General features: G+C 61.6%; 10 protein-coding genes. All 10 read left to right on the top strand.

What is annotated here, in order from left to right; all coding sequences use genetic code 11:
- The first annotated feature begins 3 nt into the window (after window positions 1-3).
- The 10 genes from HX821_RS22820 to HX821_RS22775 all read left to right on the top strand — a co-directional run bounded on the left by HX821_RS22820 (window position 4) and on the right by HX821_RS22775 (window position 13,037).
- Window positions 4-1,437 (top strand): N-acetylmuramoyl-L-alanine amidase, encoded by a 1,434-nt coding sequence (locus HX821_RS22820; RefSeq protein WP_202948682.1) that lies wholly within the window; start codon window positions 4-6, stop codon window positions 1,435-1,437.
- 14 nt (window positions 1,438-1,451) lie between these two features.
- Entirely contained in the window at window positions 1,452-3,350 is a 1,899-nt protein-coding gene (mutL, locus tag HX821_RS22815) for a DNA mismatch repair endonuclease MutL (protein WP_177008354.1), read from the top strand.
- Window positions 3,350-4,321, top strand: coding sequence for a tRNA (adenosine(37)-N6)-dimethylallyltransferase MiaA (gene miaA, locus HX821_RS22810; RefSeq protein ID WP_003217518.1), 972 nt, complete (start codon window positions 3,350-3,352; stop codon window positions 4,319-4,321). The genes mutL and miaA overlap by 1 nt, the downstream gene beginning before the upstream one ends.
- Before the next feature lie 93 nt (window positions 4,322-4,414).
- Window positions 4,415-4,678: an RNA chaperone Hfq gene (gene hfq, locus HX821_RS22805; RefSeq protein WP_003217515.1), complete on the top strand. Its 264-nt coding sequence runs from the start codon at window positions 4,415-4,417 to the stop codon at window positions 4,676-4,678.
- Between the two features lie 12 nt (window positions 4,679-4,690).
- Complete coding sequence (gene hflX / locus HX821_RS22800) at window positions 4,691-5,992, top strand: ribosome rescue GTPase HflX (protein ID WP_003217514.1); 1,302 nt, start codon at window positions 4,691-4,693, stop codon at window positions 5,990-5,992.
- A gap of 96 nt (window positions 5,993-6,088) precedes the next feature.
- Window positions 6,089-7,264, top strand: coding sequence for an FtsH protease activity modulator HflK (hflK, locus tag HX821_RS22795; protein ID WP_087692480.1), 1,176 nt, complete (start codon window positions 6,089-6,091; stop codon window positions 7,262-7,264).
- Window positions 7,264-8,130, top strand: a complete 867-nt coding sequence (hflC, locus tag HX821_RS22790) for a protease modulator HflC (RefSeq protein ID WP_003217510.1) — start codon at window positions 7,264-7,266, stop codon at window positions 8,128-8,130. Before hflK ends, hflC begins: the two co-directional genes overlap by 1 nt.
- A 301-nt stretch (window positions 8,131-8,431) precedes the next feature.
- Window positions 8,432-9,619 carry an ATP phosphoribosyltransferase regulatory subunit gene (locus HX821_RS22785; protein ID WP_177028646.1) on the top strand — a complete coding sequence of 396 codons (1,188 nt, stop codon included), beginning with the start codon at window positions 8,432-8,434 and terminating at the stop codon, window positions 9,617-9,619.
- A gap of 54 nt (window positions 9,620-9,673) precedes the next feature.
- Window positions 9,674-10,963: an adenylosuccinate synthase gene (locus HX821_RS22780; protein ID WP_003217505.1), complete on the top strand. Its 1,290-nt coding sequence runs from the start codon at window positions 9,674-9,676 to the stop codon at window positions 10,961-10,963.
- A 139-nt stretch (window positions 10,964-11,102) separates the two neighbouring features.
- Window positions 11,103-13,037: a methyl-accepting chemotaxis protein gene (locus HX821_RS22775; RefSeq protein WP_008439098.1), complete on the top strand. Its 1,935-nt coding sequence runs from the start codon at window positions 11,103-11,105 to the stop codon at window positions 13,035-13,037.
- The last annotated feature ends 98 nt before the right edge of the window (window positions 13,038-13,135 follow it).

The following is a 13,135-nucleotide window of genomic DNA, read 5'->3' as shown; positions in this document are numbered from 1 at the left end:
TTGATGGGGTTAGGTATGCGCTTTCGCGCGTTGGTTACTGTCGTAGGGGTGTTGCTTGCGGCAATGACTTTCAATGCACTGGCGGCCTCACAGGTGAAAAGTGTTCGCCTGTGGCGGGCACCGGATAACACGCGACTGGTATTCGACCTGTCTGGCCCGGTTCAGCACAGCGTCTTCACCCTCACGGCGCCTGATCGCCTGGTGATTGATATCAACGGTGCGACCCTGGCCGCGCCGTTGAAAGTCGCCATGGCCAATACCCCGATTACCGCGATGCGCTCGGCCCAGCGTACGCCGACCGACCTGCGGGTGGTCATCGACCTGAAAAAGGCCGTGACCCCGAAAAGCTTCGTGCTGGCGCCCAACGCGCAGTATGGCAACCGGCTGGTGGTCGACCTGTTCGACAACGCCGCCGATGCCGCGCCGCCGCCTGCGCCAACTCCAAGCGTCGCGACGATACCTGCGGTGCCGGTCAACCAGTCGCAACCCCAGGTCAAATTGCCGCCGTTGCCACCGGCTCCTGCGGGCAAGCGTGACATTATTGTGGTTATCGATGCCGGTCACGGCGGCGAAGACCCGGGAGCCTCCGGTTCGCGCGGCCAGCATGAAAAAGACGTGGTACTGGCCATCGCTCGCGAACTGCAGCGCCAGATCAATGGCATGAAAGGCTACCGCGCCGAGCTGACCCGGACCGGCGACTACTTTATTCCGCTGCGTGGCCGTACCGAAATCGCCCGCAAGAAGGGCGCCGACCTGTTCGTCTCGATCCACGCCGACGCCGCACCTTCGGCCGCGGCGTTTGGTGCCTCGGTGTTTGCCCTGTCTGATCGCGGCGCTACGTCCGAGACCGCCCGCTGGCTGGCGGACAGTGAAAACCGTTCCGACTTGATCGGCGGGGCTGGCAACGTATCCCTCGACGACAAGGACAAGATGCTCGCTGGCGTATTGCTCGATCTGTCGATGACTGCCTCGCTGACCTCCAGCCTGAACGTGGGGCAGAAAGTCCTGAGCAACATTGGTCGCGTCACCTCGCTGCACAAACAGCGCGTGGAACAGGCCGGGTTCATGGTGCTCAAGTCGCCGGATATTCCGTCGATCCTGGTGGAAACCGGGTTTATCTCCAACTCCAACGAAGCCTCGAAACTGGCCTCGGCCAGCCACCAGCAGGCGTTGGCGCGCTCCATCAGCGCCGGTGTTCGCCAGTTCTTCCAGCAGAACCCGCCGCCGGGCACTTATATAGCCTGGCTGCGTGACTCCGGGAAAATCGCCCAGGGCCCGCGTGACCATCGCGTGCAGCCGGGCGACACCCTGGCGATGCTGGCGGTGCGCTTCCAGGTGTCAGCGGCAACCTTGCGCAGTGCCAACAACCTCAAGACCGATGAATTGAAGGTCGGCCAGGTGTTGACCATCCCGGGCACTGAACTGGCGGCGCAATAATGAGCGAAACAGTCTTGAGCAATACCTCGCGCATCGAGCTGCTAAGCCCGCGTCTCGCCAACCAGATCGCGGCGGGTGAGGTGGTCGAGCGGCCAGCGTCGGTGATCAAGGAGTTGCTGGAAAACAGTATCGACTCCGGCGCCAGGCGCATTGATGTCGATGTTGAGCAAGGCGGCGTCAAGCTGCTGCGAGTGCGCGACGACGGCAGCGGGATTTCCTCCGATGACCTGCCGCTGGCCCTGGCCCGTCACGCCACCAGCAAGATTCGTGACCTGGAAGACCTGGAGCGGGTGATGAGCCTCGGGTTTCGTGGTGAGGCCCTGGCCTCCATCAGCTCCGTGGCTCGCCTGACCCTGACTTCCCGCACCCGCGACGCCGACCAGGCCTGGCAGGTTGAAACCGAAGGCCGCGACATGGCGCCCCGGGTCCAGCCGGCGGCACATCCGGTGGGCACCTCGGTGGAAGTACGCGACCTGTTCTTCAATACCCCGGCCCGGCGTAAATTCCTCAAGGCCGAAAAAACCGAATTCGATCACCTGCAGGAAGTCATCAAGCGCCTGGCCCTGGCTCGGTTTGATGTGGCTTTCCACCTGCGCCACAACGGCAAGACCATCCTCAGCCTGCACGAGGCCCATGATGATGCGGCCCGTGCGCGGCGTGTCTCGGCCATCTGCGGCGCGGGGTTCCTGGAGCAGGCGCTGCCGATCGAGATCGAGCGCAATGGCCTGCGGCTGTGGGGCTGGGTGGGTTTGCCGACTTTCTCCCGTAGCCAGGCGGACATGCAGTATTTCTTCGTGAATGGCCGGGCGGTGCGCGACAAGCTGGTGGCCCACGCGGTGCGCCAGGCGTATCGCGACGTGCTGTTCAACGGGCGGCATCCGACGTTTGTGCTGTTTTTCGAGGTCGACCCGTCGGTGGTCGACGTCAACGTGCACCCGACCAAGCACGAAGTGCGCTTCCGTGACGGTCGCATGGTCCACGACTTTCTTTACGGCACCCTGCACCGCGCCTTGGGCGATGTGCGGCCGGATGATCACCTGGCGGCGCCGATTGTCACGGCTGTTGTCCGTCCTTCAGGGCCGGAAGCCGGCGAGTTCGGGCCCCAGGGCGAAATGAGCCTGGCGGCCAACCTGCTGCAATCGCCGCAAGCCCAGCCGAGCTATACCGCACCAGGCTCAGGCGCCGGCGCCGGTTATCAATACCAGTACACCCCGCGTCCGCAATCGGCGGTGCCGGTGGCCGAGGCCCAGGCGGCCTATCGCGAGTTTTTCGCGCCGCTGCCCGGCGCCGAGCCAGGTGCTGCCGCGTTGCCGGAAGGCCAGGGCGACGTGCCGCCGTTGGGTTACGCGCTGGCACAGCTCAAGGGTATCTATATTCTTGCGGAAAACGCCCATGGCCTGGTGCTGGTGGACATGCACGCCGCCCACGAGCGGATCATGTACGAGCGCCTGAAGATCGCCATGGCCAGCGAAGGCCTGAGCGGCCAGCCGCTGCTGGTGCCGGAATCCCTGGCGGTCAGCCAGCGGGAAGCGGATTGCGCCGAAGAGCACATCAGCGTGTTCCAGAAGCTGGGCTTTGAGCTGCAACGCCTGGGGCCGGAAACCCTGGCTATCCGCCAGATTCCGGCTTTGCTCAAGCAGGCAGAGGCCAACCGGCTGGTGGCCGACGTACTGGCAGACCTGATGGAATACGGCACCAGTGACCGGATCCAGGCCCACATCAATGAACTGCTCGGCACCATGGCCTGTCACGGCGCCATCCGCGCCAACCGCCGGCTGGCCTTGCCGGAAATGAACGGCCTGCTGCGGGACATGGAAAACACCGAGCGCAGCGGCCAGTGCAACCATGGCCGCCCGACCTGGACCCAGATGGGCCTGGACGACCTGGACAAACTGTTCTTGCGCGGCCGTTGATGAGTGCCTTGCCCCCCGCCATCTTCCTGATGGGCCCGACGGCCGCCGGCAAGACCGACCTGGCCATCGAGCTGACCAAGGTCTTGCCGTGCGAGTTGATCAGTGTCGACTCTGCACTGGTTTACCGGGACATGGACATCGGCACTGCCAAACCTTCAAAAGAGCTGCTGGCCCAGTATCCGCACCGGTTGATCGACATTATTGATCCCAGCGAGAGCTATTCGGCGGCGGATTTTCGCATCGATGCGCTGGCCGCCATGGCCGATATCACCGCGCGGGGCAAGATTCCGCTGCTGGTCGGCGGCACGATGCTCTACTACAAGGCCTTGCAGGAAGGTCTGGCTGATATGCCGCCAGCTGATCCACAGGTGCGCGCCGAACTTGAAGAAGAGGCTGCGCGCCTTGGCTGGCAGGCCTTGCACGATCAGTTGGCCATTGTGGATCCGGTTTCCGCCGCGCGAATTCATCCCAATGACCCCCAGCGTCTGACGCGAGCGTTGGAAGTCTGGCGGGTCAGTGGCCAGACCATGACTGAACACAGGCTGAAACAAACTGCGCAAAGTGCTGAAGCAGGCGCCTCGGGACACTCACAATTGCCCTATACTGTGGCGAATCTGGCCATCGCTCCGACGGATCGCCAGGTGCTGCATGAACGAATTGCACAAAGATTCACAATTATGTTGGAACAGGGGTTTGTGGAGGAGGTCGTAGCACTGCGTTCAAGAGGTGACCTGCATCCAGGGCTGCCTTCGATACGTGCTGTAGGCTACCGCCAAGTCTGGGATCATCTGGATGGCAAGCTGACGTCAGCCGAAATGCAGGAGCGCGGCATCATTGCCACGCGCCAATTGGCGAAGCGTCAGTTCACCTGGTTGCGCAGTTGGAGCGATTTGCACTGGCTGGACAGCCTGGACAGCGACAATCTGTCACGCGCCTTGAAATACTTGGGAACGGTCTCCATATTGAGCTGAGTCCTTGCAATTGCCGTCTATCCTTGGGGGTGTGACGGCCATGAGCTATCTATTTTCCGATTTTTATTATTGATCCTTAAAGGAGTGCGGCACATGTCAAAAGGGCATTCGCTACAAGACCCTTACTTGAATACTTTACGTAAAGAGAAAGTTGGGGTTTCCATCTATCTGGTCAACGGTATCAAGCTGCAAGGTACGATCGAGTCGTTCGACCAGTTCGTGATCCTGCTGAAAAACACCGTAAGCCAAATGGTTTACAAGCACGCTATCTCGACCGTAGTGCCGGTTCGTCCAATTCGTCTGCCTAGCGCAACCGAAGAACAGGGTGACGCCGAGCCTGCACCAGGTAACGCCTGATAGGAGTCTCCTTTGTTCTTTGAGCGCCACGGTGGTGGTGAGCGAGTAATCCTCGTTCACTTGGATGGACAGGACCCTGAGGCGCGCGAAGATCCGCAGGAGTTTCAGGAGTTGGCAAATTCGGCCGGCGCCGAGACCGTCGCGTTTTTTAACGTGCCGCGTCATCGGCCAACCGCCAAATTCCTGATCGGCAGCGGCAAGGTCGAGGAACTGCGCGACCTGGTCCACGCCGAAAAGGCCGATCTGGTGATTTTCAATCACATCCTCACGCCCAGTCAGGAACGTAACCTCGAACGAGTTTTCGAGTGTCGCGTGATCGACCGCACGGGTCTGATTCTCGATATTTTCGCTCAACGCGCCCGTACCCATGAAGGCAAGCTCCAGGTAGAACTGGCCCAGCTTGACCACATGAGCACCCGGCTGGTGCGTGGCTGGACTCACCTTGAGCGCCAGGGTGGCGGCATCGGCATGCGCGGCCCGGGTGAAACCCAGCTGGAAACCGACCGGCGTCTGCTGCGGGTGCGCCTGCGACAGATCAAGGGCCGCCTGGAGAAGGTGCGCAGCCAGCGCGAACAATCGCGACGTGGCCGTATGCGTGCGGATATCCCGACCGTTTCCCTGGTGGGCTATACCAACGCCGGCAAATCCACACTCTTCAACAACGTGACGAAATCGGACGTGTACGCGGCCGACCAACTGTTCGCGACCCTCGACCCGACCTTGCGCCGTCTGGAACTGGACGACCTGGGGCCGATTGTCCTGGCCGATACCGTGGGTTTCATTCGTCACTTGCCCCACAAGCTGGTCGAGGCATTTCGGTCTACGCTCGAAGAGTCGAGCAATTCCGACCTGCTGTTGCACGTGATCGATGCGGCCGAACCGGATCGCATGTTGCAGATTGAACAGGTCATGGTGGTGCTGGGCGAGATTGGTGCCCAGGACTTGCCGATCCTCGAGGTCTATAACAAACTCGATTTGCTTGAAGGCGTTGAGCCACAAATCCAGCGCGACGAAAACGGCAAGCCCCAGCGGGTCTGGCTGTCGGCGCGTGATGGCAGTGGCCTGGAATTGCTTGAACAAGCCATTGCCGAGCTGTTGGGCAGCGATTTGTTCGTCGGCACCTTGCGCTTGCCGCAGCGTTTTGCTCGACTGCGTGCACAGTTTTTCGAGCTGGGCGCGGTACAGAAAGAAGAACACGACGAAGAAGGTGTCAGCTTGCTGGCCGTTCGATTGCCGCGCTCGGAGCTGAATCGGCTGGTCAGCCGTGAAGGCGTTGTGCCGACAGAGTTCATCGAACAACACACTTTGCAATAAAAGCCTGAGAAAGCGGTTGTGCCGCTGTGACAGGCATTCTGTAGCATTGGTCGGCGCGCCGTGGGTGCGTCTTTGCTTTATCAGATGGAGAGCGCTATGGCTTGGAATGAGCCGGGTGGCAACTCGAATAATCAGGATCCTTGGGGTGGTAAACGCCGCAATAATGGCGACCGCAAGGGGCCACCAGATCTCGACGAGGCCTTCCGAAAGCTGCAGGAAAGCCTGAATGGGTTGTTCGGTGGTGGAAAAAAACGTGGTGGTGACGAAGGCGGTCGTACGAGCAAGGGCGGTGGTTACGGCCTGCTCGGCATCGGCCTCGTCGTGCTGGCGGCCGTCTGGCTGTACAGCGCCGTCTATGTGGTGGACGAGCAGGAGCAAGCCGTGGTGCTGCGCTTCGGCAAGTACTACGAGACTGTCGGCCCTGGCCTGAACATCTACTTCCCGCCGATCGACAAGAAGTACATGGAAAACGTCACGCGTGAGCGTGCCTACACCAAGCAGGGCCAGATGCTGACCGAAGACGAGAACATCGTCGAAGTGCCGCTGACCGTGCAGTACAAGATCAGCAACCTGCAGGACTTCGTGCTGAACGTCGACCAGCCGGAGATCAGCCTGCAACATGCGACCGAAAGCGCCCTGCGCCACGTGGTGGGTTCCACCGCAATGGACCAGGTGCTGACTGAAGGCCGTGAATTGATGGCCAGCGAAATCAAGGAGCGCCTGCAACGGTTCCTCGACACGTACCGCACCGGTATCACCGTGACCCAGGTCAACGTACAGAGCGCAGCGGCACCGCGTGAAGTGCAGGAAGCCTTCGATGACGTGATCCGTGCCCGTGAAGACGAGCAGCGTTCGCGCAACCAGGCTGAAACCTACGCCAACGGCGTGGTGCCGGAAGCCCGTGGCCAGGCCCAGCGCATCCTTGAGGATGCCAACGGTTACCGCGACGAAGTGGTCTCCCGCGCCAAGGGTGAGGCAGATCGTTTCACCAAGCTGGTGGCCGAGTACCGCAAGGCTCCGGAAGTCACCCGTGAGCGTCTGTACCTGGACACCATGCAGGAAGTCTTCAGCAACACCAGCAAGGTTCTCGTGACCGGCAGCAAGGGCGGGCAGAACAATCTGCTGTACCTGCCGCTGGACAAGATGATCGAAGGTGGTCGTAGCAGCACCAGCGCACCGGCTACCGGTTCCAATGCTGCTGCCAACGAAGCGAGCGCCCGTGCGGCCGCTGACCTGCTGCAACAGCAAACACGTACCAGGGAGAGTCGTTGATGAGCAATAAATCGCTGACCGCCCTGATTGTGGGCGTCGTCGTGGTCATCGCTGCCTGGAACTGCTTCTATATCGTGTCTCAGACCGAGCGCGCGGTGTTGCTGCAATTCGGTCGCGTGGTCCAGGCGGATGTCCAGCCGGGCCTGCATGTGAAAGTCCCCTACGTCAACCAGGTGCGCAAGTTCGACGGCCGCCTGATGACCCTGGATGCACCGACACAACGCTTCCTGACCCTGGAAAAGAAAGCTGTGATGGTTGACGCCTACGCCAAGTGGCGCGTCAAGGATGCCGAGCGCTTCTACACCGCGACCTCCGGCCTCAAGCAGATTGCCGACGAGCGTTTGTCGCGCCGTCTGGAATCGGGCCTGCGTGACCAGTTTGGTAAGCGCACCCTGCACGAGGTGGTATCCGGTGAGCGTGACGCGCTGATGGCGGACATCACGCGTTCGTTGAATGCGATGGCGGAAAAAGAGCTGGGCATCGAGGTGATCGATGTTCGGGTCAAGGCCATCGACCTTCCGAAGGAAGTGAACCGCAGCGTGTTCGAGCGTATGAGCACCGAGCGTGAGCGCGAGGCTCGTGAGCACCGCGCCAAGGGTAACGAACTGGCAGAAGGGATCCGCGCGGATGCCGACCGTCAGCGTCGCGTACTGTTGGCTGAAGCCTATCGCGAGTCTGAAGAGGCCCGTGGTGATGGTGATGCTCAAGCCGCTTCGATCTACGCCAAGGCCTATGGTCAGGACCAGGAGTTCTACGCGTTCTACCGTAGCCTGCGCGCCTACCGTGAAAGCTTTGCGAACAAAACCGACGTCATGGTGCTGGACCCAAGTAGCGATTTCTTCCGCTACCTGGAAAAGTCCAAGTAACCCGCATGTAGTCTGAGAATCGCTCCGTCGGGCGGCTAAAATGCCGGGCGGGGTGATCCTTTCAGAAAACGGGTGTATGATGCGGCAGCCGGGAAATTCCCGGCTTTTTTGCGTCTGCATGTTTGATTGTGGTTTTGCTCCGCAGGCGCCACAGGTTTTTCGAGGAAAGTGCCCGACGAGGCCGATTGTTGGTCGTTCGTCACGTCGCTCTTGCGCGTGGTTTATGCAGGGGCCGGGTATTTTCTGCTTCACTCAAGGCTCGCCCGAGGGCTGGCCGCCCGGATCATAGGGGAATGGCGTAATGGCAACGGTAGACCGCTGGCTGCTGCCAGATGGCATCGAAGAAGTACTGCCACCAGAAGCTGCGCGCATTGAAATCGCGCGCCGCCAGGTGTTGGATCTGTTCCAGAGCTGGGGTTACGAGTTTGTCGTGACTCCGCATATCGAGTACCTGGAATCCCTGCTGACCGGCGCGGGCCAGGACCTGGATCTGCGCACCTTCAAGGTCATCGACCCGCAATCGGGCCGGCAAATGGGCTTTCGTGCCGACATCACGCCGCAAGTCGCGCGCATTGATGCGCACACCCTGCGTCGCGAAGGGCCAAGCCGCCTGTGCTACGCCGGCAGCGTGCTGCATGCTCAGCCGCGTGCCTTGTCGTCTTCCCGTAGCCCGATCCAGTTGGGCGCCGAGTTGTACGGCGATGCGAGCCCGAGCAGCGACGTGGAAGTCATCAGCCTGATGCTGGCCATGCTGCAATTGGCCGATGTGCCGGATGTGCACATGGACCTTGGGCATGTCGGTATCTACCGCGGCCTGGCCCGTGCGGCCGGCTTGTCGGGTGAAGTGGAACAACAGTTGTTCGATGCCTTGCAGCGCAAGGCCATCGATGAAGTGATTGCCCTGACGGCGAGCGTGCCTGCCGACCTGGCCGGCATGCTGCGTGCGCTGGTGGATCTGTGTGGCGGCCGTGAAGTACTGACCGCCGCCCGTGATCGCCTGGCGAATGCGCCGGCTGATGTATTGGCGGCCCTGGACGATGTGCTGGCGATTGCCGAGCAGTTGTCTGCGCGCTTCCCGCAGTTGCCGCTGTATTTTGATTTGGGTGAGTTGCGCGGCTACCACTACCACACCGGTGTGGTGTTCGCGGTGTTTGTCCCGGGTGTTGGCCAGGCCATCGCCCAGGGCGGTCGTTACGACGATATCGGCGCCGACTTCGGTCGCGCTCGTCCGGCGACCGGTTTTTCCACCGATTTGAAGACCCTGGTGACCCTGGGGCGTGCTGAGGTCGAACTGCCGTCTGGCGGTATCTGGATGCCCGACAGTACGGACGCAGCACTCTGGCAGCAGGTTTGCCAGTTGCGCAGTGAGGGTCAGCGTGTGGTCCAGGCCTTGCCTGGGCAGCCATTGGCCGCCGCCCGTGAAGCGGACTGCGACCGGCAATTGATTCAGCAGAACGGGCTTTGGCAAGTTTCGCCACTGGCTTCTTGAGTTTTCCTGCCGGCCACTGCCGGCACCAAGTTTGCGCGAATGAGGACAAGTGTTATGGGTAAGAATGTCGTAGTCCTGGGCACCCAATGGGGTGATGAGGGCAAAGGCAAGATCGTTGATCTGCTGACCGAACATGCTGCCGCCGTAGTGCGCTACCAAGGTGGCCACAACGCTGGCCACACCCTGGTCATCGATGGCGAAAAAACCGTCTTGCACCTGATCCCGTCGGGTGTACTGCGCGAAGGCGTGCAGTGCCTGATCGGCAACGGCGTGGTGGTTGCACCTGACGCCCTGCTGCGCGAGATCACCAAGCTGGAAGAGAAAGGCGTGCCAGTGCGCGAGCGCCTGCGTATCAGCCCTTCCTGCCCGCTGATCCTGTCCTTCCACGTTGCGCTGGACCAGGCCCGTGAAAAGGCCCGTGGCGAGCTGAAGATCGGCACGACCGGTCGCGGCATCGGCCCGGCCTACGAAGACAAGGTTGCACGTCGTGGCCTGCGTGTGGGCGACCTGCTCAACATGCCGCGCTTTGAAGACAAGCTGCGTGAACTGGTGGATTACCACAACTTCATGCTGGTGGGTTACTACAAAGAGCCGGCCATCGAGTTTGAAAAGACCCTGGCCGAGTGCAAGGAATACGCCGAGCTGCTCAAGCCGCTGATGCTGGACGTGACTGCCGAGCTGCACGACCTGCGTCGCGCCGGCAAAGACATCATGTTCGAAGGCGCCCAGGGCTCGTTGCTGGACATCGACCACGGCACCTACCCGTACGTCACCAGTTCCAACACCACCGCTGGCGGCGTTGCGACGGGTTCGGGCGTTGGCCCGATGTTCCTGGACTACATCCTCGGCATCACCAAGGCATACACCACGCGTGTAGGTTCGGGTCCATTCCCGACTGAACTGTTCGACGACGTCGGCGCGCACCTGGCCAAACAAGGCCACGAGTTCGGCGCGACGACCGGCCGTGCCCGCCGTTGTGGCTGGTTCGACGCCGTTATCCTGCGTCGCGCTATCGATGTGAACAGCATCTCGGGCATCTGCCTGACCAAGCTGGACGTACTCGACGGCCTGGAAACCATCAACATCTGCATCGGCTACAAGGATGCGGAAGGCAAGGACGTTGCCCCGACTGACGCGGACAGCTACGTAGGCCTGCAGCCTGTGTACGAAGAAGTGCCAGGCTGGACCGAATCGACCGTGGGCGCCAAGACCCTGGAAGAACTGCCAGCCAACGCCCGCGCTTACATCAAGCGCGTTGAAGAGCTGATCGGTGCGCCAATCGACATTATTTCGACGGGCCCGGACCGCAACGAGACCATCGTTCTGCGTCACCCGTTCGCTTAATAAGCTGTTGATGTAAAAAGCAAAGGGCTCCTTCGGGAGCCCTTTGTCGTTTCCGCCTGGTAAACGGCACGACCCTTGCTATGGTTCTTTCTTTCGCGGTGCTATCAAATTAATGGCACCCGTGGTGGAGGGATTCCCAGTGTCTGCCGTTCTCTCATTGTTACAAAGCCGGCTGTTGCGGCCGGTGTTCGTTACCCTAGGTATCGCTCTTTTGGTGCAGGTACTGGTGGCCGTCGCCCTGACGCGAAGCACCGTCACTGCATTGGAAGCTGATTTGGGCAATCGCCTGGGCGTCGACAGCCAGAAACTGTCCGGCGAGTTGGCGCAAGCCGGCAAGGAAGTGACATCCAGCCTGGACAGTCTGTCTTCCAGCACGCGCCAGCGTCTGACGGCGGGGCTTTCCACGCGCCTGCAGGAAGAGCAGAAGCAACTGCGTGCGACCCTGGAAAAAGACCTGCAGGACTCTGCCAATGACATGGCGCAACTGCTCGCTTCGGTGGCGCCGCGCGCCATGTGGGACAGCGACGTGCCGACGCTGTCGGAATTCGCCCGCAGAGCCCAGCGCAATCCCAACGTGTTGTTTGTGGTGTATGACGACGCGGCTGGCGAGCACCTGACCCGTTACCTTAATCGTGAAAACCCGATCAACCAGGCGCTGCTGGAAAAGGGCAAGGGCGAACGTGCCCTGGATAAAGTGCTGGATGCGGCGAAGAATGATCCCTCGGTGTTCTACGTCGAAGCGTCCATCAGCCCCAATGGCGTAGAGATCGGTAAGGTCCGCATGGGGGTTTCGACTGCCTCGGTCGAGGCTGACCTGGCCGCGCTGGACAAGCGTTTTGCTGCACTGATTGCCAGCGGTGACCAGTTGGTGGGCGACAGCCTCAAGGGTGCCGCGGCTGACAGCGCGGCGGCCATGGGCGCGCGTTTGCAGTCGGCGCAAGCCACCGCCACCCAGATGACCGCCAATACCACCAGCGCCGTGCAAGAGGCGGCGGGCACGTTGCGCTGGCGCATCGGCATGGGCCTGGCGGTGGTAGGTTTTGGTGTATTGCTGTTGATTGCTGTAGTGCTCGGCCGTCGGGTGGTCAATCGCCTGAAGCTGCTGATTGCAGCCATGGACGATCTGGCGGCAGGCGAGGGCGACCTGACCAAGCGTGTGCAGATCAACAGCCGGGACGAAATCGGCGACATGGCCTCGGCGGTCAATCGCTTTGTGGATAAGTTGCAGCCGATCGTGCGTGAAGCCGGTGATGTGGCCCAGCGTACCGGTGTGGAAATCGGCGCGATGACCCTGCGCAATGCGGGTGCCGATGCGGCCGCCGGCTTGCAGCGTGATGAGGTTGCCGAAAGCCTGCGGGCGCTGTCGCAAATGGCGGATGAGGCCCAGGCGGAAAGCCATGCGATGCAGGCGGCCTTGCAGCAGGTGGTGGATATTCGCCAGGCGACTGATGAAAATTCCCGCACTTCAGCCGAAGTCGGCAGCTTGATCGAGGCGTTGGCGGGGCAGGTGCAGGCCGGTTCCAAGGTGATCGAGCGGCTGGCGCAGCAGAGCGAGCAGATCGAGGTGGTGTTAACGGTGATCCACGGGATTGCCGAGCAAACCAACCTGCTGGCGCTCAACGCGGCTATTGAGGCGGCGCGAGCCGGTGAGACCGGGCGCGGCTTTGCGGTCGTGGCGGACGAGGTTCGCGCCCTGGCCAGTAAAACCCAGAGTTCTACCGGCGACATCCAGGCCCACATCGTGGCCTTGCAGCAAGGCGCCCGTGAGGCTGTGGAAACCATCGGCAAGGCCGGGCGCCAGGCCAGCGAAGGTTTGCTGGTATTACGCGACAGCGTGCGCCTGCAGCAGTCGGTGCAGGCCTCGGTGGAGCAGGTGCATGCAGCGATTGGCCTGGCGACGCGGGCGGCTGAGCATCAGGCGCAGGGTGCGCATGCGGTGCGTGGGCGGGTGGAAATCATCCATGCCCAGGCAGAGCGGGCCGCTCAGGCGGTGGTAGAGACCACCGCCAGTGGCAAGGTGCTGGATGGGCTGGCGGCGCAGTTGAAGGCGAGCCTGGGGCAGTTCCGGGCTTGATGTCGCCTGGTGCGGCCCTTTCGCGAGCAAGCCCGCTCCCACATTCGACCGAGTTCCACTTCTGGAATGCGAGCAAATGTGGGAGCGGGCTTGCTCGC

Origin of the sequence: Pseudomonas sp. B6001 (genome assembly GCF_013386015.1) — a bacterium.
In the GTDB taxonomy this organism is placed as follows: Bacteria; Pseudomonadota; Gammaproteobacteria; order Pseudomonadales; family Pseudomonadaceae; genus Aquipseudomonas.
Note: the sequence above shows the minus strand (reverse complement) of the source record. Positions and strands in the feature narration are given on the sequence as shown.

Excerpts from the sequence above, each read along its gene's own strand:
- HX821_RS22820 (WP_202948682.1), top strand. The coding sequence starts at position 4 with ATGGGGTTAGGTATGCGCTTTCGCGCGTTGGTTACTGTCGTAGGGGTG.
- hflC (WP_003217510.1), top strand. The coding sequence starts at position 7,264 with ATGAGCAATAAATCGCTGACCGCCCTGATTGTGGGCGTCGTCGTGGTC.
- HX821_RS22785 (WP_177028646.1), top strand. The coding sequence starts at position 8,432 with ATGGCAACGGTAGACCGCTGGCTGCTGCCAGATGGCATCGAAGAAGTA.
- hflK (WP_087692480.1), top strand. The coding sequence starts at position 6,089 with ATGGCTTGGAATGAGCCGGGTGGCAACTCGAATAATCAGGATCCTTGG.
- miaA (WP_003217518.1), top strand. The coding sequence starts at position 3,350 with ATGAGTGCCTTGCCCCCCGCCATCTTCCTGATGGGCCCGACGGCCGCC.
- HX821_RS22780 (WP_003217505.1), top strand. The coding sequence starts at position 9,674 with ATGGGTAAGAATGTCGTAGTCCTGGGCACCCAATGGGGTGATGAGGGC.
- hfq (WP_003217515.1), top strand. The coding sequence starts at position 4,415 with ATGTCAAAAGGGCATTCGCTACAAGACCCTTACTTGAATACTTTACGT.